We start from the raw sequence: 24,369 nt of genomic DNA, 5'->3' as shown, positions 1-24,369 counted from the left end.
CAACTTATTTAGTAACCAGCCCCGAATAGTGACAACCATTTTTAGGATAAGACATTGCAACGTTACTGCACATACGTTGCAGTAGTACTGCATATGCTTTGCATCGTTACTGCATATGCTTTGCAGTGATACTGCATATGATTTGCAGCGTTACTGCACATGTTTTGCAGTGGTACTGTCATTGCTTTGCAGCAACTCAATGTCGTGGATATAGGGAAATGCGTATATAAAGAGAGATTATTCTATACATGCAAAAAATAAAGTATTCTTTTGACTCATAGTGTAATACGTTCGAAAATAGTCTGAAAAACAGTGCTGACAAACCGTTTGTCGTCACTTACAAACACCTTGTCAGCACTGTCTCCAAACCACGACTGGCAAAGGGTTTGAGCTGTATCAGTGCTGGAGTGCTGACAACTTACCGAAAAACTTTATTGAAGAGAGTTTTCCCTCCCATGCATGAAATAAATGTGATAACTTTCCCTACTTCATATTTATTCGTACTTTTGGCGTGCGAAATATAAATAGATGATTCTTATGAAAACCGGAAATGTTTGTTTTTTACTCTTGATGTGTGTCAGTCTCCTGTTTACAGGTTGTGGAAACTCTCAAAGTAAAAAGAGTGAAGAGAATAAGGTGGGTGATGATAAGGATGCTCACGGTTGCATAGCCTCCGCCGGATATACCTGGAGTGAAGTTCTGAAAGACTGTATCCGTCTTTGGGAGAAAGGAGTACGTGTAGAAGATGTGGCAGATAAAGAAAAAGCCGCCTATATTGTTTTCTCGCCCGATTCGCTGCAAGTGGAACTCTTCTTTTCCGACGACCGCCCGAACGAAATACTGGACCGTCGCTCTTTGCCCGTCGGCGGCTACGCATGGAATGTAGAGGATGATGACACGAAGAATGTCCGCCTGGAGAACAATAAATGGACTGTCAGCCAACGGGGAAATCTGATTTATCAGCAGGTGGGGGAACCACAATAGACTTTTGACATCTCTGAATTATGGAAAACTTTGCTGCCATAGACTTTGAAACAGCCAACGAACAGCGTACCAGCGTGTGCAGTGTCGGTGTGGTGATTGTGCGGGAAGGAGAATTTGTAGATAGTTACTATAGTCTGATTCGCCCCGAACCGGAATACTACACCTATTGGAACACCCGTGTGCATGGACTGACAATGGCGGACACGGCAAAAGCTCCGATATTTCCTACCGTATGGCAGGAGATAGCGCCACTTATCGAAGGATTACCGCTCATAGCCCATAATAAAGGTTTTGATGAGAGTTGTCTGAAAGCCGTTTTCAGAACTTATAACCTGGATTATCCCGATTACGAGTTTCATTGTACTTTGAGTACGGCCCGCAAGCGGATAAAAGGCTTGCCCAACTATCAGTTGCATACGGTAGCCGCTTATTTCGGTTATGAGTTGGAGCAGCATCACCATGCACTGGCGGATGCTGAGGCCTGCGCCTGGATTGCAAGGGAAATAATAGAATAAAAGAAGAAAGGATAATGAATATGGATTTAGCGTCACTTACAGCCGAAGTTTGCCGTATCGCTATGGATGCGGGAAGTTTCCTGAAAGAAGAAAGGAAGACCTTTCGCAGTGAAAGCGTGGAGAAGAAACACGCGCATGACTATGTGTCGTATGTAGATAAAGAATCGGAGAAACAGATTGTGGCTGCACTTTCTGCTTTGTTGCCTGAAGCCGGTTTTATTACGGAAGAAGGTTCTGCGATATATCGGGACGAACCCTATTGCTGGGTAGTGGACCCGCTGGACGGAACAACTAATTATATCCATGATAATGCTCCTTATTGTGTATGCATCGGTCTTCGCTCAAGGGAAGAATTGCTGGTGGGCGTGGTTTATGACCCTTGCCGTGACGAATGCTTCTATGGCTGGAAAGGCGGCGGTGCCTATGTGGATGGTCAGCGCATACAGGTCTCTGACGTGCAGCAGATGGAAGATGCCTTTTTGGTGGTTGAGTTACCTTATAACTCTCGGCAATATGCCCGTACGGGAGAACACTTGATACATAATTTATATGGCAAGGTGGGCGGTATACGCATGACCGGCTCTGCTGCCCTGGCCATCTGTTATGTGGCTGCCGGACGATTTGATGCCTGGGCGGAAGCTTTCATCGGAAAATGGGATTACTCGGCCGCGGCATTGCTTGTGCTTGAAGCGGGTGGCCGGGTGACTGACTTCTATGGTAACGATAATTTTATAGAAGGGCATCATATCATTGCTACAAACGGACATCTGCATCCGGTATTGCAGAATTTGATACAGGAAGTTCCCCCGTTGGGAATGTGATAAATAAGATTACCCGATGAAAAATACTATGAAAAGCTGGTTGGGACCTTTGTTCCATCTCTTTTTCCCACGCTATTGTGTGGTTTGCGGAGCACCGCTTATAGAAAGTGAAGAGACTATTTGCACCCGTTGCAACATGGATATGCCACGTACTAATTATCATAAAGTGAAAGAAAATCCTGTGGAGCGTATGTTTTGGGGGAAGTTTCCTCTGGAGCGTGCCACTTCTTACTTCTTCTATCGTAAAGGAGGGGATTTCCGCCGGATTCTCCATCAGTTCAAGTATGGCGGGAAAAAGGAACTGGGGGCGACTATGGGGCGTTTCATGGCAGCGGAATTATCGGCAACGGATTTTTTTAAAGATATTGATGTCATCATCCCCGTCCCTTTGCACCCCCGGAAGCGGAAAGCCCGCGGATATAATCAAAGTGAGTGGATTGCCCGCGGAGTATCTCAGGTATCGGGAATCCCGGTGGATATTTCTTCGGTAGTACGTGAAAAGAATACAGATACACAGACGCATAAATCGGTTTATGAGCGTTGGGAAAATGTAGACGGCATCTTCCGGTTGCACCATCCGGAGTACTTCACGGGAAAGCATGTATTGATAATAGATGATGTGCTGACCACCGGTTCCACGACTACCGCTTGTGCCGATGTTTTCTGCGAAGTGGCCGGAATACGCATTAGTGTGCTGACCTTGGCTGTGGCGGATAGTTAAATAATACTAAACGCCCTTGCTTCCTTCTGGATTTCCTTAAAAAGTGCAGTAATAAATGAAGTGGTTTTTATAGAAAACAAAAAAGGTTCGCCGCAATGACGAACCTTTTTGCTCTTCCTCTTGGACTTGAACCAAGGACCCTCTGATTAACAGTCAGATGCTCTAACCGACTGAGCTAAGGAAGAATATGCATCTGATTTTCTTTCGCTCTTCCTCTTGGACTTGAACCAAGGACCCTCTGATTAACAGTCAGATGCTCTAACCGACTGAGCTAAGGAAGAATGTTGTTTTTTCTCAAATGCGGTGCAAAAGTAATAGGATATTTTGAAATATGCAATATCTTTGCAAAAAAAATATCGAAATGGACAAAATAATTGGTATGGGCAACGCCCTTGTTGATGTTCTTGCTACTCTAAACGATGACCATCTTCTAAAAGAAATGGATTTGCCCAAGGGGAGCATGACTCTGATTGATGAGAATAAACTGCAGATAATTAATGAATGTTTCAGCCAGATGGAGACTCAGCTTGCAACGGGCGGGTCTGCCGGTAATGCGATCCGCGGATTGGCATGTCTGGGTGCAGGAACAGGTTTCATCGGCAAAGTCAGTAATGACACTTACGGAAAGTTTTATAGGGAGAGCTTGCTGGAACGGGGAACGGAAGCGAATCTGTTAGTCTCAACCGAACTGCCTTCGGGAGTAGCTTCTACTTTTATATCGCCTGACGGGGAGCGCACATTCGGTACGTATCTGGGTGCTGCCGCTACATTGAAGGCTGAAGAACTTTCGCGGGAGATGTTCAAAGGATATACTTATTTGTTCATTGAAGGTTATCTGGTGCAGGACCACGACATGATACTTCGTGCCATAGAGTTGGCTAAGGAGGCCGGATTACAGGTCTGTCTGGACATGGCAAGTTATAATATCGTGGAGCAAGACCATGAATTCTTCTCTTTATTGATAAACAAGTATGTGGATATTGTGTTTGCCAATGAAGAAGAGGCAAAGGCGTTTACCGGTAAAGAGCCGCAGGAAGCACTGGGCATCATTGCCAAAATGTGCAGCATCGCTATTGTGAAGATGGGAGCCAAGGGGTCACTCATCCGTAAGGGTACGGAAGAAGTGCATGTGGATGCTGTTGCGGTGGATAGAGTGATAGACACTACCGGTGCAGGTGATTATTTTGCCGCCGGCTTCCTGTACGGACTGACTTGCGGACACTCATTGGAGAAATGCGGCAAGACTGGTTCTATTTTATCGGGAAACATCATCCGGGTGATTGGCGCTGAGATGCCGGCCGAATGGTGGGAAGATATTAAAACGAAAATCAGTGAATTATAATAAGTAAGATATGAAGAGATTTCTGAAAATGCGCTGGATAACTGCCTCGGTTCTGGTAGTAGGTGCGGTCGTCTTTTTTAGTTTTAAGAGTGGCGACAGCCGCAATTTCCAGATTGCGAAGAACTTGGATATATTCAATTCCATAGTGAAGGAGCTGGATATGTTCTATGTGGATACACTGGATCCCAACAAGACTGTACGCGAGGGTATCGATGCGATGCTTTATTCATTGGACCCTTACACGGAATATTATCCTGAAGAAGACCGCAGCGAACTGGAGCAGATGCTGAAAGGCTCGTATGGAGGTATAGGTTCCATCATTCGCTATGAGCCGAAGCTGAAACGTACGGTGATTGTGGAACCTTACGAGAATATGCCTGCTGCGGAAGTGGGATTGAAAGCCGGTGATATCTTGCTTGAGATAGACGGGAAAGACCTGGCGGGGAATACGGATGTGAGCAAGATACTGCGCGGCCAGGTAGGTACGAGCTTTCAATTGAAGGTGGAGCGTCCCGGGGAAACGAAGCCTCTGGATTTTACAGTTGTCCGTAAGAGCATCCAGTTACCGTTCATACCTTATTATGGGAAGTTGGATAATAATGTGGGCTATATCAGTCTGAGCACTTTCTCCGGCAATCCTTCCAAGGAATTCAAAAAGGCTTTCCTGGATTTGAAGAAACAGGGCATCACTTCATTGGTAATCGACTTGCGTAACAATGGTGGTGGCCTATTGGAGGAAGCTGTGGAGATAGCTAATTTCTTCCTGCCCCGTGGCAAGATGATTGTAACGACGAAGGGGAAGATTAAGCAAGCCAGCAATAGCTATAAGACGTTGCGTGAACCTCTGGATACGGATATTCCTTTGGCAGTGTTGGTGAATAGCGGTACAGCTTCCGCTTCTGAAATCCTTGCAGGTGCTTTGCAGGATTACGACCGGGCAGTGATTGTAGGTAACCGTACTTTCGGAAAAGGTCTGGTACAGGTGCCTCGCACGTTGCCTTATGGCGGTACGATGAAAATAACCACTTCTAAATATTATATCCCCAGCGGACGTTGCGTACAGGCTATAGACTACAAGCATCGTAATCCCGATGGAAGTGCAGGTCGTGTTCCCGACAGTCTGACCACCGTATTCCATACGGCTGCCGGACGTGAAGTGCGCGATGGTGGCGGTGTGACACCGGACGTGGCAGTGGAACAGGAGAAACTGCCGAATATCCTGTTCTATCTGGTCAATGATAATCTGATATTCAATTATGCAACACAGTATTGCCTGAAGCATCCCACGATAGCTTCTCCCGAGAACTTTGAGGTGACTGATGCCGATTATGCCGAGTTCAAGGAGACGGTGAAGAAAGCCGACTTCAAGTATGACCAGCAGAGCGAAAAGATATTGAAGAGTCTGAAGGAAATGGCCGAATTTGAAGGGTATATGAAAGATGCCTCCGATGAGTTCAAGGCTCTTGAACAGAAGCTGACCCACAATCTGGACCGCGACCTTGATTACTTCTCAAAAGATATCAAGAATATGATTGCACAGGACATTATCAAGCGTTATTATTTCCAACGTGGCGGCATCATCCAGCAGTTGAAGGATGACGATGATCTGAATGAAGCCGTGAAGGTGCTGGGCGATCCTGCGAAATACAAGGAGATGCTGAGCGCTCCGCTTGCAAAGAACTGATTATAATGCCATAAACGGGTAAATCCGTCGATTATCTTTTCTCTTTTCTTTAAAGATAATCGGCAGATTTACCCGTTTTTTAGATAGAAACTTCTACCTTTGCTTAAAGATTACCGTAAAGCAACGTCTATGAGAACAACCCTGCTATTATTTTGTGTCTTTTCTCTATTTAGTAGTTTATCACGAGGTTCTTCTATTCCGTTCTCTCCTATCGTGAGAAGTTATTCCGTATCCGATTATAATGCAGGAATCCAGAATTGGTCTATTGCCCAAGATGAGAGGGGAATCATATATATTGGTAACAACAAAGGCTTGTTGGAGTTTGACGGGAGCAGGTGGGAACTGCATGAGTTGCCTACTAAGAATATTGTGCGTGCTGTGTACATTGGCGAGGACGGAAAGATATTTGTGGGCTCTTTTGAAGAGTTCGGTTACTTTGAACGTGATTCGTTAGATAGTCTTGTATACCATTCATTGAAGGATAAAGTGAAAGACTTCCGGTTTCAGAATGATGAAATCTGGAGTATTGTGCCGGTGCGGGACGAGATTGTGTTCCAGTCCTTTGGTTCGCTATTCATTTACGACGGACATACCGTGAGAGGTATCCGCACGAAATCACTTCCACTAAACCTGTTTCAGGTAGGTGATACTTTTTATTCCCAACTGATAAATGAGGGGCTTTCTATCTTTATAAACGATGGATTTGAACACCTGATTGACCGGAAGCTGCTGGGCGACAGTGATGTCATGGCAGGACTTCCGTATGATGACGGCGCTTTGCTGCTGACCCGGAATAGTGGCGGCTTCATTTATCAGCATGGAAAGGTAGTGAAGTGGCATACGGAATGTGATGCAGAATTGGAGAAGTACACCGTTAACCGGGCAGTGATGACGAAAGACAGTTGCTATATCATCGGTACCATATCCAACGGAGTTTATGCGATAGACAAAAAGGGGCGGTTGCTCTGGAAGGAAAACACGGATAGTCGCTTGCAGAATAACACGGTCCTGGGGCTTTATTGCGATGCCGATAATAATGTCTGGGTAGCCTTGGACGAAGGAATAGCTTACATATTAAATAACTCTTTGGTATATTATTATGAACCCCCTTACCGGAAGATTGGTATGATTTATGATGTACTGGTGAAGAAAGATGAGGCTTATGTGGCCTCCAACCAAGGACTCTACCGGATGGAAAATGGAAAGCTGGAACTTGTTCCCGGACTGGAAGAACAGGCATGGTACGTCGGAGAGTGGGGAAACCAGATTCTCTGCGGGCATAATAAAGGTACTTTTCAGATAGCAGGTTTGCAGGCATCATTGATTTCGGACGTAAGGGGGGCGATGTGCATGAGGGAAATCTACCATGAAGGACGTCCGTTGCTATTGCAGGGAACTTATACGTTTCTGAATCTGTATAAGGAGAATGCTTCCGGTATCTGGAGCTTTTTGAATTCATTGGGCGGGTTTACCCATATGGTGCGGGGCATAGAAATGGACCACCGGGGGAATATCTGGGTAAAGCATTTGCGGAAAGGACTGTTTCGTTTACGAATCAGCCCGGACTTGAAGAGGGTGGAAGATCTCAAAATGTATATGGAGCTGGGAGATGTGAAGGACGGGAATTTCTCTCTCTTTAAGATTAACGGCCGGGTGGTCTTTTCAAATGGAAAGGCATTCTATACTTATGAAGATATGACGGATTCAATCATCCCGTATGAGGTGATGAACGAACAATTGTCGGAACTGAAAGGAATAAACGATGTGAGCCATGCGGGTGGTAATATGTATTGGTTTGTCAGTGGCCGGATGGCCTATCTGGTGAAGTGTGAGATGAATGTCTTTCAGGTTGAACATCGGATTCCATTCTCTTTGTTCGAGGGCCTGTCGATAGAAGAAAGGGCGGCGATGGTTTATGACAAGGGTAGCAAAAGCTCTTATCTCTGCCTGAATAATGCCATTGCCCGCATTGACGCAGATAGTTCCCTGTTATATAAATCTTCCGTTAAGCGTTCTTTATGGGTTTCGGGCATCACGGTGGAGGCTGAATGGACGGGAAAGAAAAAACAACTGTCCGTGCAAGAAGAAAACAAGATAGAGGCGGAGTTCAGTACGGTGTGTTTCTCTTTGTGTTATCCGGTTTATAATAACTATACCTATAAGGTTAGGTACAAGCTGGAGGGGCTTAACGACCAATGGGTTGATAACGAGCGTAGTTTGGAGAAGAAATATACCCGTTTGCCTTTTGGTTCTTACGTCTTCAAAGCGGAAGTATATGATGGAAACCAGATTCTGGCGTCGACAACACTTCCTTTTGTCATATTAAGACCTTGGTACCTGTCCTACTGGGCTATCAGTGGCTATGTGCTTGCCGGACTGATTCTGTTACTGTTGTTGCAATACATCGTTTACCAGTCCGTGAAGAAGAAGAAAGACCGCGTGATTGAACAACAGCGCATAGCCCATCAGGCCGAGATTGAACAGCAAGAGAAGAAGATTATCGAACTCGAGAAAGAGCAACTTGAAGCGGACCTGCGTTTCAAGAGCAAGGAGTTGTCGGGAGTGGTAATGACTAATATCGCCCATCAGGAGTTCCTGAACTCCTTGAAGGAAGAGATACAGCAGCAAAAGTTGTCCGGGCAGTACACACGGAAGAACCTGGATAAACTGCTCGCTTTGGTGAATAACAACATCGTTTCGGACGAAGAGAATTGGAACATGTTTCAGGCCAACTTCGACCGGATACACGAGAACTTCTTCCGAAACCTGAAACAGCAGTATCCTGACCTGACATCGGGCGACTTGCGCTTCTGCGCTTTACTTCGCCTGAACCTGCCGACGAAGGAGATTGCGAAGCTACTGAACATCTCGATACGTGGAGTGGATGCGGCAAGATACCGCCTGCGCAAGAAGTTCAACCTGTCTCAGGAAGATAGTCTGACGGATTTTATGATAAACTTTAAGTAGCTGACCCTTAGCTTGATAAAGTGAAAGGAAGTACTAAAATAGTACTTCCTTTTTTTATAATCTGCCCTAAAGGTACTTTTGTTGTAGCATCGGATTATAAGAGTTTGAAGGTCTTTCCCTTTATTTGCAGGGAAATCATTTTTCTCCAATAATAATAAAGAATGAAAAGCATGAAACATTTATCCCTTAAGTTACAATTGTTTTTAATGTTATTGATGTTTGTATCTGTTGGTGTACAAGCACAGAAATCTCCTTTAGACATGGACCGCTTCATCGACGACCTGATGAAGAAGATGACCCTCGAAGAGAAAATAGGCCAGTTGAACCTTCCGGTGACGGGTGAGATTACTACCGGCCAGGCCAAGAGCAGTAATGTGGCCAAACGTATCCGCGCCGGTGAAGTGGGCGGCCTTTTCAACCTGAAAGGGGTGGAACGCATCCGCGACGTGCAGAAACAGGCGATTGAAGAGAGCCGCCTCGGTATTCCCCTTCTGTTTGGTATGGATGTCATTCATGGATACGAAACTGTATTCCCTATACCTTTGGGTCTGTCATGCACGTGGGATATGGAAGCCATTGAAGAATCTGCGCGTATCGCTGCCATTGAAGCCAGTGCCGACGGTATTTGCTGGACATTCAGTCCGATGGTGGATGTTTCCCGTGATGCCCGTTGGGGACGTGTCAGCGAAGGTAACGGCGAAGACCCTTTCCTGGGAGCGGCAATTGCACGCGCCATGGTACGCGGTTATCAGGGAAAAGATATGAGCCGCAATAATGAAATCATGGCTTGCGTGAAGCACTTTGCCTTGTATGGCGCACCGGAAGCCGGACGTGATTATAATACGGTGGATATGAGCCATCAGCGTATGTTCAATGAATATATGCTACCTTATCAGGCGGCTGTAGAAGAAGGTGTGGGTAGCGTTATGGCTTCGTTCAACGAAGTGGACGGAGTGCCGGCCACCGGAAATAAATGGCTGATGACGGATGTACTCCGCAAGCAATGGGGCTTTGGCGGATTCGTAGTGACGGATTACACCGGCATCACCGAAATGACGGACCACGGTATGGGTGATACACAGGCAGTTGCCGCCCTGGCGCTGAATGCAGGTGTCGATATGGATATGGTGAGCGATGCTTTCACGAGTACCCTTAAGAAGTCTCTGGAAGAAGGCAAGGTTTCCATAAAGGCTGTCGATGCCGCTTGCCGCCGCATTCTGGAAGCTAAGTACAAACTTGGTCTTTTTGATAATCCTTATAAGTATTGCGATGTAACTCGTCCGAAGAAAGAAGTCTTCACCAAAGAGCACCGTGCCATTGCCCGCAAAACAGCTTCGGAAAGTTTTGTACTGTTGAAGAATGAAGGCAATGTGCTTCCACTGGCAAAGAAAGGAACGATTGCGGTAGTAGGACCTTTGGCGGATAGCCGTAGCAACATGCCGGGTACGTGGAGCGTGGCTGCCGTGATGAATAAATACCCTTCGCTGATTGAAGGACTGAAAGATGTGGTAGGCAGCAAAGCCAGGATTCTTACGGCAAAAGGCAGCAACCTGATGAGCGATGCCGAATATGAAGAACGTGCCACCATGTTTGGACGCACTTTGCACCGTGACAACCGTACGGACAAAGAACTACTGGATGAGGCTCTCGCTGTGGCAGCCAAGTCGGATGTAATTGTTGCCGCCCTGGGCGAATCTTCTGAGATGAGTGGCGAAAGCAGTTGCCGTACAGACCTTGGAATGCCGGATACGCAACGTGTGCTTTTGCAGGAATTACTGAAAACCGGTAAACCGGTAGTATTGGTATTGTTCACCGGCCGTCCTTTGGTGTTGAACTGGGAACAGGAAAATGTGCCCGCCATCCTGAATGTATGGTTTGGTGGTAGTGAAGCCGCCCTTGCCATTGGCGATGTATTGTTCGGTAATGTAACCCCGAGTGGCAAACTGACGATGACTTTCCCGAAAAATGTGGGGCAGATTCCTTTGTTCTATAACCATAAGAATACCGGTCGTCCTCTGGCGGAAGGCAAATGGTTCCAGAAGTTCCGCAGCAACTATCTGGATGTTGATAATGAACCGCTCTATCCGTTCGGATATGGTTTGAGCTACACTACTTTCTCTTACAGTGACATTACATTGGATCAATCGTCCATGAACATTAACGGCGAAATCACAGCCACCGTAACGGTGACCAATACCGGAAAGCGTGATGGTGCTGAAGTGGTGCAGCTTTACATCCGCGACCTTGTGGGCAGTGTAACCCGTCCGGTGAAAGAACTGAAAGGTTTTGAGAAAATCTTCCTGAAAGCTGGTGAAGCGAGACAAGTATCTTTTAAGATAACGTCTGATATGCTGAAGTTCTACAACTACAATCTGGATTTTGTGTGCGAACCGGGTGACTTTGAAGTGATGATAGGTACTGACAGTCGCAATGTGAATAAGGCTTTATTCACCCTTCACTAGTCTCTTTTATTATCTTAAAGTAAAGTTATACTGAAAGAGTTTTTCCAATAAAGTTCCGAGATCGGAAACGGGTAAGAACGGCATGGAAATATGGAAACTTTATTAAAAATAAATATCTGATAGCTAGTTTGTTCCGCTGTGGTATAGTAGTTATAAAGTAGTACTTTGATAAAGCGTGGTACTCTTGTGGTAGTCTGTTTTTTGACTTAAATCAATTTATGCTATACGTTTGCGGAGTAATTTTAAATCAATACAAAATGAAGAAGAATCTATTAATTACATGTGTGATGTTGCTGTTCGCTGTCGTTTCGATGGCGCAGAACAAGATTACAGTTTCGGGTGTCATTACTGACAAGACAGGCGAGACTGTTATAGGCGCTTCGGTCCGGGTAAAGGGACAGGAGAATATGGGAACAATTACCGATATTGACGGAAAGTACCAGCTTTCGGGCGTGCCGGCCAATGCCACTTTGGTATTTAGCTATATTGGTATGAAAGAGCAGGAAGTGGTACTTAACGGTCGTTCCACCGTCAACGTAGCGATGGAAGAAGACAGTCAGCTCATTGACGAAGTGGTTGTAGTGGGTTACGGTAGTGCCAAGAAACGCGATTTGACCGGTTCTATCGTAACGGTGAAAGCTGCCGACATTGCTTCCAAACCATCTGTTAATCCTTTAGCTTCTATTCAGGGTAAGGTTGCCGGTGTGCAGGTGGTCAATACTGGTCGTGCCGGGCAAGACCCTGAAATCCGTGTTCGAGGTACGAACTCTATCAACGGTTATACTCCGTTGTATGTAGTCGACGGATTGTTCACCGATAATATCAACTATTTGAATACGGCTGATATTGAATCCATGGAAATTCTGAAGGACCCTTCTTCTCTGGCCATTTTTGGTGTACGTGGTGCCAATGGAGTTATCATTATCACTACCAAGAAGGCTAAAGAGGGTAAGACTCAGGTCAACATCAACGGTTCGGTAGGCTGGAAGACAGTTACCGACCATGTCAGCCTGACCAATGCAGAGCAGTTCAAGATGCTCTATAATGAGCAGCGTATGAACCAGGGCGGTGATCCGTATGACTACACCGTGTGGAATGCAGATACCGACTGGCAGGATGAAATGTTCCAGACCGGTTTCCTCACTAACAATACGGTTAGCATTATGGCTTCGGGAGAAAGAAGCAAATTCTATTTAGGTTTGGGATATGTGATGGAAGAAGGTTCCATTCAAAGTGAAAAACTGAATAAGTTCACAGTAAACCTGCATAGCGAACATAAAGTAACCGACTTCCTGCGCTTCGGTTTCCAGGTGAACGGTGTGCGTGCCTTGTATCCTGATGCAAAGGGTGTGGCTTCTGCCCTGAAAGCAGCTCCGATTGCTCCTGTCTATGAGCAGGAAAGCGGTCTACTGCACACGCTTCCTGATTTCCAGCGCGCCCAGGTATGGAATCCGATGATTGAGCCCGTATTGAGAGGTGCTCATAACAAGTCTGCCAATTACCGTATGGCTGGAAATATCTATGGTGAGCTTGACCTGATGAAGAATCTGACCTTTAAAGCTACTTTCTCTCTGGATTATGCTTCCAACCAGTCACGTTCTTATTCTCCGCTCATCTATGTGTACAATCCGGATGTGGAAGGCGGTAAAGAAAGGCTGACGGATAAAGAAAGTGTCAGCCAGTCCAAGTCTACCTCAATGGCTGCACAGTCTGACTATGTATTGACCTATATCAACCAGTTCGGCAATCATGGCCTGACTCTGACAGCCGGTCTTACGACAAACTATAATGAGTACTCTGACTTGTCAGGCGGTCGCAGCCAATTGCCGGGTTATGGTGTTCCCATTGGCGAAGATGAGGATAAGTGGTGGATTTCCATTATCGACGATCCCACATCAGCTACTAACGGAGCATCCCAGTACAAGCGTTTCACTATGTCCTATCTGTTCCGTGCACTGTATAACTATAAAAACCGTTACTTGTTTAATGCCTCTTATCGTCGCGACGGTTCTTCCGTATTCAAGAGAACAGGAAATACATGGGATAACTTCTACTCATTCGGTGCCGGTTGGGTAATGAGCGAAGAGGACTTCATGAAGAAACAAAATGTGATTGATTATCTGAAGCTGAAAGGTTCGTGGGGAGTTTTGGGAAGTCAGAACACAGGCGGTTCCCGGTATCCGGCTTATCCCAACATCACAAGTTCGGGTTCAGCCGTCTTCGGTGACAATGTGATTGCAGGTAAGGGACCGGACAAACTGATTTCTCAGACATTGGGCTGGGAACGCAACTACTCATGGGAAGTAGGCTTCGATATGCACCTGTTGGGTGGTCGCATGCAGTTGTCCCCAGTTTACTATAACAAAACAACGAAAGATTTGCTGACCACTGTTCCCGGGCTTTCCGGTACGGTTCCCGCATTGCAGAACACAGGGGAGATTCGTAACCGTGGCTTTGAATTGTCGGCATCCTGGAACGATAAAATCGGTGAAGACTGGCGTTATGGCGTTTCTGCCAACCTGACTACCATTGACAATAAAGTGATGTCACTGATAAGCAAAGACTACTCCATCATCAACGGTGTTTCCCGTGTGTCCGAAGGTTATCCCATCGGTTACTTCTATGGATATAAAGTGGCAGGAGTTTATCAAAACGAGACGGATATTGAAACCTCATTCCCCAATCAGGTAGCTTCTGTGAAACCGGGCGACTTGAAGTTTGCCGATGTCAATGGCGACGGTATCATTTCAGAGAAAGACCGCACAATGATTGGTAATCCTACTCCTGATTTTACGTATGGCTTTAATGTAAGTCTGGGTTATAAGAACTTTGACTTGAGTGTGGATATGATGGGAGTGTATGGGAATGAGGTCTATCGCAATTGGGATGGCAGTGCTTATGCACAGTTCAACTATCGCACAGAGCGTCTGAACCGCTGGCATGGCGAAGGAACATCCAATTGGGAACCGATTCTTGATCCGTCCCGTTCCGTAAACCTGGAAGCCTCTTCTTACTTCGTAGAGGACGGCAGTTTCTTCCGCATCCGTAACATAGAATTGGGTTATACCTTCGATCCCCGTTTGCTGAGCCGCATCAAGTTGCAAGCTTTGCGCATCTATGGTAACATCCAGAACCCCAAGACGTGGAGCCGCAACACCGGATATACTCCGGAAGTGGGTGGTAGTGCAACCTCGTTCGGTATTGATGGTGGAGGATATCCGATGCCGGTTGTGTATACCTTGGGCTTTAATTTATCATTCTAAACATTAAATCTAATAAAAGAAAGACGATCAGTATGAAAAAGATATTTTATTATATAATGGCTTTGGCACTGGGATGTTCTCAGATGTCATGCAGTGACCTGTTAGATCAGAAACCTCAGGGATCATTGACCGAAGATGACCTGACCGGAGGTACCTATGAGACACAGATATTTAATATGTATGCTCTGCTCCGTGGTTATCATATCGTGTCGGGAAACACGGCGCTGGCTATTCATGGCATGCGCTCGGAAGATGCGGAAAAGGGAAGTACATTGTCTGACGGAGCTGCGACGGGAAAGATGTTCGATGACTTTGAATATGCTGCAAGTAACGGCATGATAAAAAGTTACTGGAACGCTAACTATACGTTGATTCATAAAGCCAATGATGTATTGGAAGAGATGAAGTCGAACCCGTCATTGACAGGCGGCGACCTGATAAATAAAGGGGAAGCCCTATTCATGCGTGCTTTCTGCTATTTCAATCTGGTGCGTGCTTTTGGTGAAGTGCCTCTGATTGATTTTAAGGTAGAGACTGTGGCAGATGCCAATATACCCAAGTCTTCTGTTGCCCAGATTTACACTTTGATTGATGAAGACCTGAGCAATGCGGAATCTTGTCTGCCGCGCACCTGGGAGGCACAATACGTCGGTCGTCTTAGCTGGGGAGCAGCCCGCGCTTTGCATGCCCGCACCTACATGATGCGCAATGACTGGAATAATATGCGTGCTGCGGCAGAAGATGTGATTGTTTCCGGTTTATACAACCTGAATACACCTTACGAAACCATCTTCCGTGAAAAAGGAGAAAACTGTAGTGAGTCTGTCCTGGAACTGCAATGTACTTCTACTACGGCTCTCCCGGGTTCCAATGATATCGGTAGCCAGTATGCCCAGGTGCAGGGATGTCGTGGAGCCGGTGAATGGAATTTAGGTTGGGGCCAACATACTGCCACTCAATTATTGGCCGATGCATTTGAAGAAGGTGACCCTCGGAAAGATGAAACTTTGCTGTATTTCATCAGAACAGGAGAAGACCCATCGACGATCCCTGCCAACAAACCTTATGGTGAAAAGCCGATTGCCAATGCCGACGTGGTAGCCAAGTATTTCAACAAGAAAGTATATACAGATCCAGCTTTGCGCACGCAGTACACAAAGGGCGGATATTGGGTGAACATCCGTCTGATCCGTTACTCTGATGTAGTATTGATGGCTGCGGAAGCAGCTTGCGAAACGGGCGACAAGACTAATGCGAAGAGATACCTTGAGATGGTGCGCAGCCGTGCCCGCGGCACGAACGGCAATATTTTGCCGGAGGTGACTACCGATGACCAGAACGAATTGCGTGAAGCTATCCGCCACGAACGCCGGGTTGAACTGGGTATGGAGTTCGACCGCTTCTATGACCTCGTGCGCTGGGGAATTGCCAAAGAAGTGCTGCATGCTGCCGGAAAGACCGGTTATCAGGATAAGCACGCACTGTTGCCTCTGCCTCAGGACGAGATTGACAAATCAAACGGTGTATTAGTTCAGAATCCTAATTATTAATCCATATAGTAACGACCATGAAAAGATATATAAACTTATTGCTGGCCTTCGGTTTGTCGGCATTCACACTGCAATCTTGCTTCCAGGATATGGATCATCCGGCTTTCGACTATCCGGACAGTTCCGCCGGGAAGGAGTATTCACCAATGAAATTGTTCCTGCCCTTTGAGAATGATATGCGCGATAAAGGCAACTATACCTTTTTGATGAGCGCCGGTGGAGAAATCACCTATACTGACGGAGTCAACGGACAGGCTTATCAGGGAACGAAAGATTCTTACCTGCTGGCACGTGTCCCTTCTTACCTGAACGATACCATACCCGAACTGGGAAGCTGTGCGGTTGCTTTCTGGATGAAAACAACGAGAAACACGTCAGCTTACGGTATTTTCAGTATCCCCAACACCAAAACTTTCTGGGGTAATTTCGATATCTACCTGGAAAATACGGGCAGCGAAACCCAGGCTTTCTTCAAGATGCACCTCTATAACTGTACATCGGTGAAGGACAATGACGAGAGATGGGTGGAGGCTAAGGTTGACAATGTCTTTGGTACTGAATGGGTGCATATGGCATTCGTTTACGACGGGGATAACTCGACAATGACGGTTTACCGGAACGGTGAAAGCGCTCTTACAAAGGAGCTTCCCGGATATGGAAAGCTTAAATTCAAAGATTGGGGTACGTTTGCTATCGGAGCATTCCAGTTCAGCACGAAGCCCAGCCTGACGGAAGGTGCGGGTGCACAGAGTTGGGCATCCAATTTCCCAGGGCAATTAGATCAGTTCCGTTTTTACGACAGAGCTATATCCGCATCCGAGATAAAACAACTTTATTCCGGTAAAGAATAACAAACATGAAGAACGTAGCGAATATGAGAGTCATTTATTTCATGCTATGCCTGTTGCTGGCGGCTTGCAGCAAAGATGATGCCCCGGAAACACCCGGTGCGTTTGAACTGAAAAGCATCTCTATCGGTGACAAGCAGGATCAGAGTTCTTTCGACAATGTGGCTCCCGATGCCGGTATCGTGCTTACCTTTACGGATGCGGTGGATGAGGCATCGGCCCGCGCCAACATTGCCCTGAAACAGAACGACCAGACAGTGGCATGTAACTTCAGTTTATCGGATGCCGATAAACTCTCTTTGACACCAACAGGTGGCTTTAAGAGCTTTTCCTCATACAAACTGGTAATCAATCCGGGGGTGAAATCCACCTCCGGAGTATTACTCTCCAACGGCAAGGTTTATGAAATTAAAACCGGAATGGACGATTCGGATAAATTCGATCGTATTCCCGATGAAGAATTGCTGACCTTGGTGCAGAAGCAAACTTTCAAGTATTTCTGGAATTTCGGGCACGAACATTCGGGAATGGCGCGCGAGCGTACCACTTCTGCCGATGTGGTAACCACCGGAGGCACCGGATTCGGGGTGATGGCTATGCTGGTGGCAGCCGAAAGAGGCTTTGTTACCCGTCAGGAAGCCCTCGGCAGAGTGCAGAAGATTGTTACTTTCCTGGATGAAGAGTGCACGAGTTATCACGGTGCCTATTCGCATTGGATTAACGGCTCTACGGGCAAGACCCAGCCTTTCGGTGATAAAGATGACGGTGCCGACCTGGTGGAAACCTCCCTGCTCTTTCAGGGACTACTGGCAGCTCGTGCTTACTTCAAAGAAGCTTCGGAAGCCGAGAGCAAGTTGCGTTCCGACATCACCCGCCTGTGGGAAGCCATCGAATGGACCTGGTTCCAGAAGAACGGGGAATCAGTGCTCTATTGGCATTGGAGTCCTAACTACGGATTTGAGAAGAACCTGCCCATCAGAGGGTGGAATGAGTGTCTGATTACGTATGTACTCGCTGCTTCTTCGCCTACGTACCCCATCGACAAGACTGTTTATGAGGCAGGATGGGCAAGGAATGGCGGCTTCAGGAATGGCAATACCTATTACGGGTATAAACTCCCGTTAGGAGCCGAGAAGGGCGGACCGTTGTTCTTGTCCCAATACTCCTTCCTCGGCATTAACCCGAAAGGGCTGAAAGACTCATATGCAGACTACTGGGAGCAGAACCGGAACCACACCTTGATAAACTACAACTATTGCAAAGAGAATCCCAAAGGCTATGCCGGTTATGGAACTTCCTGCTGGGGATTGACGGCCAGCGATGGCGACAGTGGATATTCCGCTCATTCACCCTCTAACGATAAAGGTGTGATTGCCCCTACGGCTGCCCTTTCGGCTTTCCCCTATACACCGGAAGAGTCTTTGTCCGCTTTGCACTTCTTTTATTATAAGATGGGTGACAAGCTCTGGAGGGACTATGGCTTTGTAGATGCTTTTAACCTGACAGCCAACTGGTATGATAACCAATGTATCGCCATCGACCAGGGACCGATTATCTGCATGATAGAGAACCACAGGACAGGAATGCTCTGGAATTTGTTCATGGCTATACCGGACATTCAGCAAGGATTGAAGAAATTGGGTTTTGAGAGCCCGGCATTAAACTAATAGATTGATTATTATGAGAATATTGATATATTTGATACTTTTGCTCTATCCATTCAGCTTGCTTCCGGCAGCTTCGGGGGGCAAGAAAGAGAAGTCATTGTCCGATGAAGAACTGATGACTCTGGTGCAGAAGCAAACTTTCTGTTACTTCTGGGATTATGGGCATCCGGTTTCGGGGTTGGCGCGTGAACGTAGTAATGGTAGCGATGATATTGTGACTATCGGCGGTTCAGGTTTCGGAGTGATGGCCATTATTGTCGGTGCGGAGCGTGGTTTCGTCACTCGCGAGCAGGCAGCGGAACGTATGTTGAAGATTGTCCGCTTTCTGAGTGATAAAGGTACGGACAGTTATCACGGTATTTGGGCACACTGGATGGACGGGCAGACTGGAAAGGCAGTCCCTTTCAGCCGGAAAGATGACGGAGCCGACCTGGTGGAATCTGCCTTTATGTTCGAAGGATTGCTGGCTGCACACCAGTACTTTGACAAAGATACCCCGGTGGAAAGAAACATCCGGGGAATTATCAACGGACTGTGGCGTCAGGCAGAATGGAACTGGTTCACCAATGGCGAAGATGTGCTTTACTGGCACTGGTCGCCTAATAACGGTTGGGCAATGAACCATCAGATTAAGGGACATAATGAGTGTCACATCACTTATATCCTTGCTGCTGCTTCGCCCACCTATCCCATTGCGGAGTCGGTGTATCATAAAGGATGGGCCAACTCCATCGTTTTTAGGAACGGCAAGCAGTTTTATGATATAACATTGCCTTTGGGAACTGATTTTGGTGGTCCGCTGTTCTTTACCCATTATTCCTATATGGGGCTCGACCCGCGCGGATTGAAAGACCGTTATGCAGATTACGAGGAGCAGATGAAAGCTCATACTTTGATAAACCGTGCCTATTGCATCGATAACCCGAAGGGATACAAAGGATATGGTGCACAATGCTGGGGACTGACAGCCAGTGACGGGGATAAAGGCTATTCAGCCCATTGCCCCGGCAACGACCGTGGAGTGATTACTCCCACAGCCGCCTTGTCTTCCATCCCTTACGCGCCGGAATATTCGCTTCAGGCCATGCGCTACTTCTATGAAGAGTTGGGCGGTAAACTTTGGGGGGAATACGGTTTTAAAGATGCTTTCAACCTAACGGAGAACTGGTTTGCACCTTCGTATCTGGCCATTGACCAGGGACCTATTGTGGTGATGATTGAAAACTACCGCACGGGTTTGATCTGGAAGCTTTTTATGAGTCATCCGGACGTACAAAGCGGACTGAAGAAATTAGGGTTTACGTCCCCTTACTTAAAATAAATACAAGATACCATGAAAAAGATGTTTTTTAATAGTGTATTAGTTGCTTTCGTCCTGCTTGTCGCTTCATGCGGCAGGCAGCCGGAAGCTAAGGTTGATGTCATGTCGTACAATATCCGTCTGGACCATGCGGCAGATAGTCTGAACAACTGGAAGTACCGCAAGGATAATGCGGCAAAAATGATTGCCTACTACGCTCCGGATGTGGTGGGTATGCAGGAAGTGTTGAAGAACCAGTTGGACGATTTAAAGAACCGTCTTCCCCAATACACCGCTCTGGGCGTGGGGCGTGCAGACGGAAAGGAAGCAGGGGAATATTGCTCTCTTTTCTACAAGACGGACCGTTTTGAGCTGATAAAGAACGGAAACTTTGGCCTGAGCGAAACTCCCGATACGATTGGAGTGAAAGGTTGGGATGCCGCTTGCGAGCGCATCGTGACTTGGGCCATCTTGAAAGATAAGGCCAGTGGCAAGAAACTGGCAGCTTTCAACACTCACTTCGACCACGTAGGGAAAGTGGCGCGTCGTGAGAGCGCCAAATTGCTGCTTGCGAAGATGCACGAACTTGCAGAGGGACTGCCTGTAATCCTGACAGGCGACTTCAACGGAACGGTAGACTCGGAACCGATCACTATCCTCTCTGATGGTGGAATGAAGAATGCCTATTCCGTTGCTTCCACGGTCTACGGTCCGGCATGGAGCTTCCACAACTTTGGCCGCATCCCGGTTGAGAACCGCCAGTTGATTGATTTTATATTTGTCAACGGGCAGGTGACAGCTGGTAAGTTCCGGGTGATAGATGATAAACCGGATGACGGATATTTGTCGGACCATACCCCCATCATTGCCAGTCTGACACTCCATTAATTATTCATTTGATATAGGAACCTATGAAAGACAAACTCTCTTTGGGGCTTGTCCTGCTCCCTTTTGTCCCTTCGGCAACAATGCAGGGACAGGAACAGGATGCTCAGAATGAACGCCCTAACATCATTTTTATCATGAGCGACGACCATGCCCGTCAGGCAATGAGCATCTACGGGCATCCCATCGGTAAGGTCGCTCCGACTCCGAATATAGACCGCATCGGACACGAAGGAGCGGTTTTCCAGAATAACTATTGCTGCAATTCCATTTCCGGTCCGAGCCGTGCCGCCATCCTTACAGGTAAACATAGCCACAAGAACGGTTTTATGAAGAACTGGGCGAAAGGTTTCGACGGCGCGCAACAAACCCTGCCAAAGATATTGCAGGCAAATGGCTACGAAACCGCCATCATCGGCAAATGGCACCTTATTTCCCGTCCGACCGGGTTTGATCATTGGATGATCCTCAACGATCAGGGAGAATATTGTAATCCGCATTTCATTACGGAGAAAGATACCACCCGCCATTTGGGATATGTGACGGACTTGATTACCCGTTACACGGAAGAGTGGCTTGACGGGCGGAAAGATAAGAGTAAGCCATTCTTCCTGATGATGCATCATAAAGCGGTACACCGCAACTGGGTGCCTGCCGAGAGACATTATCATTTGTACGAGCACACCACCTTCCCGCTTCCCGATAACTATTTCGATGCTTACGAGGGGCGTTATGCCGCACAGATGCAGAAGATGAATATATATCGTGACATGTATGAGGGTCACGATCTGAAAATGGTTGCTGGCATGGACAGTGACAGTCTACTGTTCGATCCTTGGCCGCACGCTTTCCTGGGAACTATGGAGCCGGACGAGCGCCGCCGCTTCCTTGATGCGTACCGCGACCGTAATAATGAGTTCTACTCTAAGCAACGTTCTTTCGAAGAAGTGGCAGAGTGGAAATACCAGCGCTATCTGCAAGACTATATGGGTGTTGTGGCAAGCGTGGACGAAAGTGTAGGAGAGATTCTGGACTACCTGAAACGTACCGGACTGGACAAGAACACAATAGTTGTCTACACCACCGACCAGGGCTTCTATCTGGGCGAGCATGGATGGTTCGACAAACGCTTCATGTACGAAGAGTCCTTCGGCATGCCGATGGTGATGCGCTGGCCGGGGCATATCAAACCGGAAACCCAGGTGACCGGGCTGACGCAGAACATTGATTTTGCACCTACTTTTCTGGATATGTGTGGCATTGAAGTTCCCCAGGATATGCAGGGCGTGTCTTTCCGTCCGTTGGTGGAGAAGGGGAAAACGCCGCGTGACTGGCGTAAATCGCTCTATTATCATTATTATGAATTTCCTGGTTTCCATAGCGTCCGTGCCCACTATGGCGTTAAGATGGAGCGTTATAAACTGATGCACTTCTACGTGGATGACAAGTGGGAACTGTATGATTTAAAGACCGACCCGACCGAAATGCATAACCTGTACGGGAAAAAGGGTATGGAAAAGATTACTGCCGAACTTATAGCTGAACTTGAACGTTTACAGAAGCAATATGATGTTCCCGGCGAACTGTGCAAATGAACGAACCCGATAAGAAATCAGAAATGAAGAATATGAAATACCTATTACTGACCGTAGCCTGCCTGATTGCATGGACTACCCTTCCGGCGCAGGATATGCGTCAGGATACCTACTGTAATCCTTTGAACATCGATTACACGTATATGATTTATAATTCCGACCGGGATATTTCCTACCGTTCGGGCGCCGACCCTGCAGTGGTGGAGTTCCGGGGAGAATATTATATGTTCGTTACCCGTTCGCATGGCTACTGGCGTTCGCGCGACTTGCTGAACTGGGAGTTTGTGCGCCCCGGAAAGAACTGGTATCCGCAAGGGTGTAATGCTCCGGCGGCACACAACTATAAGGATTCCGTGCTCTATGTAGCCGGTGATCCTTCTGGATCCATGAGTATTCTTTACACAGACAATCCGGCTTCGGGCAATTGGGAAGCAACGCCCGCCATCCTGCACAATCTGCAAGACCCTGACTTATTCATCGACGACGATGGCAAAGCTTATATGTTCTGGGGTTCATCCAATGTCTATCCCATCCGTGGCATGGAACTGGATAAGAACCACCGCTTCACGAAGAAGGGCGAGACGAAAGAACTCTTTAACCTGGATATGCCCAAGCATGGCTGGGAGTGTTTCGGTGAGAACCATACGGACACTGTGCTGGGCGGATATATCGAAGGTCCCTGGCTGACGAAGCACAACGGGAAATACTATATGCAATACGGTGCACCGGGCACAGAGTTTAATGTCTATGCCGACGGTGTCTATGTGGCAGACCACCCGATGGGACCTTATACCTATCAGAAGCACAATCCCGTTTCCTATAAACCGGGCGGATATATGAATGGTGCCGGACATGGAAGCACCGTCCTTGGTCCCGGCGGGCAGTACTGGCATTTTGCTTCTATGTCTCTCTCCATCAATGTAAACTGGGAACGACGCCTTTGTATGTTCCCTGCCGGATTCGATAAAGATGGCATTATGTATTGCGACACCCGTTTCGGAGATTATCCTCGCTATGCTCCCGCTGTTCCGGGTAAAGCCGGTGAATTCAGGGGCTGGATGCTGCTTTCCTATGGTAAACCGGCTACAGCCTCCACCGCAAAAGGGGAGTTCCAACCCTCTGCACTGACGGATGAACTCACTAAGACCTTCTGGTTGGCCGAAGCCAACGATGAGCGCCAATGGGTAATGATCGATTTGGAGAAGCCTGCCGATGTATGTGCCATTCAGATTAACTATCATGACTATCAGAGTGACATGTACGGCCGTTACGAAGACCTCCGCCATCGTTATGTCATTGAAGGCTCGCTGGATGGACAGGACTGGAAAGTGTTAGTCAACCGCAAAGAGAGTTACAAGGATACTCCGAATGATTATGTAGAACTCTCCCTACCCGAACCGGCACGCTATATCCGTTACAAGAATATAGATGTACCTACTCCGAACCTGGCAATTTCCGAGCTCCGCGTATTCGGACTGGGCACAGGCAAGGTACCACAACAGCCGAAAAAACTGCTTCTTGACCGCGATGCCGACCGTCGTGACATCGCCATCAGTTGGGAACCCGTGAAAGGTGCGCAGGGCTACAACGTGTTGTGGGGCATTGCTCCTGATAAACTTTACAGTTCCTGGATGGTGTATGGTAAGAATGACCTGTTGATGAAATCTCTCACTACCGATCAGGATTATTATTTCTGTGTGGAGGCATTCAATGAAAATGGTGTATCTTTACGCTCAGAAGTAAAACATGTAAAATAGTGATTTAG

Annotated in this window: 16 protein-coding genes and 2 tRNA genes; 16 read left to right on the top strand and 2 right to left on the bottom strand. The window is 47.2% G+C overall.

The window, feature by feature from the left end:
• The first annotated feature begins 537 nt into the window (after positions 1 to 537).
• Genes BUC01_RS12810 through BUC01_RS12795 form a run of 4 tightly spaced genes read left to right on the top strand, consistent with a single transcriptional unit; the run spans position 538 to position 3,041 of the window.
• A complete protein-coding gene (locus BUC01_RS12810; protein WP_025830626.1) occupies positions 538 to 984 on the top strand; it encodes a hypothetical protein in 447 nt (148 codons plus the stop codon).
• Between the two features lie 20 nt (positions 985 to 1,004).
• Entirely contained in the window at positions 1,005 to 1,499 is a 495-nt protein-coding gene (locus tag BUC01_RS12805) for a 3'-5' exonuclease (protein WP_025830625.1), read from the top strand.
• Positions 1,500 to 1,519: 20 nt separating this feature from the next.
• Positions 1,520 to 2,320: an inositol monophosphatase family protein gene (locus BUC01_RS12800; protein ID WP_073313892.1), complete on the top strand. Its 801-nt coding sequence runs from the start codon at positions 1,520 to 1,522 to the stop codon at positions 2,318 to 2,320.
• Between the two features lie 16 nt (positions 2,321 to 2,336).
• Complete coding sequence (locus BUC01_RS12795) at positions 2,337 to 3,041, top strand: ComF family protein (RefSeq protein ID WP_025830624.1); 705 nt, start codon at positions 2,337 to 2,339, stop codon at positions 3,039 to 3,041.
• A gap of 111 nt (positions 3,042 to 3,152) precedes the next feature.
• Here BUC01_RS12795 and BUC01_RS12790 read toward each other — a convergent pair.
• Both BUC01_RS12790 and BUC01_RS12785 read right to left on the bottom strand, forming a co-directional pair.
• Positions 3,153 to 3,226 (bottom strand) — tRNA-Asn (locus tag BUC01_RS12790).
• Between the two features lie 22 nt (positions 3,227 to 3,248).
• A tRNA-Asn gene (locus BUC01_RS12785) sits at positions 3,249 to 3,322 on the bottom strand.
• An 80-nt stretch (positions 3,323 to 3,402) separates the two neighbouring features.
• Between BUC01_RS12785 and BUC01_RS12780 the strand changes: the two genes are divergently transcribed.
• The 12 genes from BUC01_RS12780 to BUC01_RS12725 all read left to right on the top strand — a co-directional run bounded on the left by BUC01_RS12780 (position 3,403) and on the right by BUC01_RS12725 (position 24,361).
• Positions 3,403 to 4,383 carry an adenosine kinase gene (locus BUC01_RS12780; protein WP_073313890.1) on the top strand — a complete coding sequence of 327 codons (981 nt, stop codon included), beginning with the start codon at positions 3,403 to 3,405 and terminating at the stop codon, positions 4,381 to 4,383.
• A gap of 10 nt (positions 4,384 to 4,393) precedes the next feature.
• Positions 4,394 to 6,067, top strand: coding sequence for a S41 family peptidase (locus tag BUC01_RS12775; RefSeq protein WP_025830623.1), 1,674 nt, complete (start codon positions 4,394 to 4,396; stop codon positions 6,065 to 6,067).
• Positions 6,068 to 6,196: 129 nt separating this feature from the next.
• On the top strand, positions 6,197 to 9,034 hold the full coding sequence (locus BUC01_RS12770; RefSeq protein WP_073313881.1) for a triple tyrosine motif-containing protein: 2,838 nt from the start codon (positions 6,197 to 6,199) through the stop codon (positions 9,032 to 9,034).
• A 170-nt stretch (positions 9,035 to 9,204) separates the two neighbouring features.
• The gene (gene bglX / locus BUC01_RS12765) at positions 9,205 to 11,496 is read left to right on the top strand and encodes a beta-glucosidase BglX (RefSeq protein WP_025830622.1); all 2,292 of its coding nucleotides are present in this window, start codon (positions 9,205 to 9,207) and stop codon (positions 11,494 to 11,496) included.
• Between the two features lie 257 nt (positions 11,497 to 11,753).
• Positions 11,754 to 14,759, top strand: a complete 3,006-nt coding sequence (locus tag BUC01_RS12760; protein ID WP_025830621.1) for a SusC/RagA family TonB-linked outer membrane protein — start codon at positions 11,754 to 11,756, stop codon at positions 14,757 to 14,759.
• 32 nt (positions 14,760 to 14,791) lie between these two features.
• Positions 14,792 to 16,309, top strand: a complete 1,518-nt coding sequence (locus tag BUC01_RS12755; protein ID WP_025830620.1) for a RagB/SusD family nutrient uptake outer membrane protein — start codon at positions 14,792 to 14,794, stop codon at positions 16,307 to 16,309.
• A 17-nt stretch (positions 16,310 to 16,326) separates the two neighbouring features.
• Positions 16,327 to 17,160, top strand: coding sequence for a LamG domain-containing protein (locus BUC01_RS12750; protein ID WP_025830619.1), 834 nt, complete (start codon positions 16,327 to 16,329; stop codon positions 17,158 to 17,160).
• 23 nt (positions 17,161 to 17,183) lie between these two features.
• The gene (locus BUC01_RS12745) at positions 17,184 to 18,824 is read left to right on the top strand and encodes a glucoamylase family protein (protein ID WP_073313888.1); all 1,641 of its coding nucleotides are present in this window, start codon (positions 17,184 to 17,186) and stop codon (positions 18,822 to 18,824) included.
• 13 nt (positions 18,825 to 18,837) lie between these two features.
• Complete coding sequence (locus BUC01_RS12740) at positions 18,838 to 20,145, top strand: glucoamylase family protein (protein WP_025830618.1); 1,308 nt, start codon at positions 18,838 to 18,840, stop codon at positions 20,143 to 20,145.
• A 12-nt stretch (positions 20,146 to 20,157) separates the two neighbouring features.
• Positions 20,158 to 21,012, top strand: coding sequence for an endonuclease/exonuclease/phosphatase family protein (locus BUC01_RS12735; RefSeq protein ID WP_025830617.1), 855 nt, complete (start codon positions 20,158 to 20,160; stop codon positions 21,010 to 21,012).
• 23 nt (positions 21,013 to 21,035) lie between these two features.
• Positions 21,036 to 22,604 carry a sulfatase family protein gene (locus BUC01_RS12730; protein WP_025830616.1) on the top strand — a complete coding sequence of 523 codons (1,569 nt, stop codon included), beginning with the start codon at positions 21,036 to 21,038 and terminating at the stop codon, positions 22,602 to 22,604.
• Between the two features lie 32 nt (positions 22,605 to 22,636).
• Positions 22,637 to 24,361 carry a family 43 glycosylhydrolase gene (locus BUC01_RS12725; protein WP_025830615.1) on the top strand — a complete coding sequence of 575 codons (1,725 nt, stop codon included), beginning with the start codon at positions 22,637 to 22,639 and terminating at the stop codon, positions 24,359 to 24,361.
• Positions 24,362 to 24,369 lie beyond the last annotated feature (8 nt).

Origin of the sequence: Bacteroides stercorirosoris, assembly GCF_900142015.1 — a bacterium.
Classification (GTDB): Bacteria; Bacteroidota; Bacteroidia; order Bacteroidales; family Bacteroidaceae; genus Bacteroides; species Bacteroides stercorirosoris.
This window is presented reverse-complemented; position numbering and strand designations above follow the sequence as displayed.

Bases quoted from the DNA above. Each gene is read 5' to 3' on its own strand.
- BUC01_RS12810 (WP_025830626.1), top strand. From the start codon at position 538: ATGAAAACCGGAAATGTTTGTTTTTTACTCTTGATGTGTGTCAGTCTC.
- BUC01_RS12805 (WP_025830625.1), top strand. From the start codon at position 1,005: ATGGAAAACTTTGCTGCCATAGACTTTGAAACAGCCAACGAACAGCGT.
- BUC01_RS12800 (WP_073313892.1), top strand. From the start codon at position 1,520: ATGGATTTAGCGTCACTTACAGCCGAAGTTTGCCGTATCGCTATGGAT.
- BUC01_RS12795 (WP_025830624.1), top strand. From the start codon at position 2,337: ATGAAAAATACTATGAAAAGCTGGTTGGGACCTTTGTTCCATCTCTTT.
- BUC01_RS12780 (WP_073313890.1), top strand. From the start codon at position 3,403: ATGGACAAAATAATTGGTATGGGCAACGCCCTTGTTGATGTTCTTGCT.
- BUC01_RS12775 (WP_025830623.1), top strand. From the start codon at position 4,394: ATGAAGAGATTTCTGAAAATGCGCTGGATAACTGCCTCGGTTCTGGTA.
- BUC01_RS12770 (WP_073313881.1), top strand. From the start codon at position 6,197: ATGAGAACAACCCTGCTATTATTTTGTGTCTTTTCTCTATTTAGTAGT.
- bglX (WP_025830622.1), top strand. From the start codon at position 9,205: ATGAAACATTTATCCCTTAAGTTACAATTGTTTTTAATGTTATTGATG.
- BUC01_RS12760 (WP_025830621.1), top strand. From the start codon at position 11,754: ATGAAGAAGAATCTATTAATTACATGTGTGATGTTGCTGTTCGCTGTC.
- BUC01_RS12755 (WP_025830620.1), top strand. From the start codon at position 14,792: ATGAAAAAGATATTTTATTATATAATGGCTTTGGCACTGGGATGTTCT.
- BUC01_RS12750 (WP_025830619.1), top strand. From the start codon at position 16,327: ATGAAAAGATATATAAACTTATTGCTGGCCTTCGGTTTGTCGGCATTC.
- BUC01_RS12745 (WP_073313888.1), top strand. From the start codon at position 17,184: ATGAGAGTCATTTATTTCATGCTATGCCTGTTGCTGGCGGCTTGCAGC.
- BUC01_RS12740 (WP_025830618.1), top strand. From the start codon at position 18,838: ATGAGAATATTGATATATTTGATACTTTTGCTCTATCCATTCAGCTTG.
- BUC01_RS12735 (WP_025830617.1), top strand. From the start codon at position 20,158: ATGAAAAAGATGTTTTTTAATAGTGTATTAGTTGCTTTCGTCCTGCTT.
- BUC01_RS12730 (WP_025830616.1), top strand. From the start codon at position 21,036: ATGAAAGACAAACTCTCTTTGGGGCTTGTCCTGCTCCCTTTTGTCCCT.
- BUC01_RS12725 (WP_025830615.1), top strand. From the start codon at position 22,637: ATGAAATACCTATTACTGACCGTAGCCTGCCTGATTGCATGGACTACC.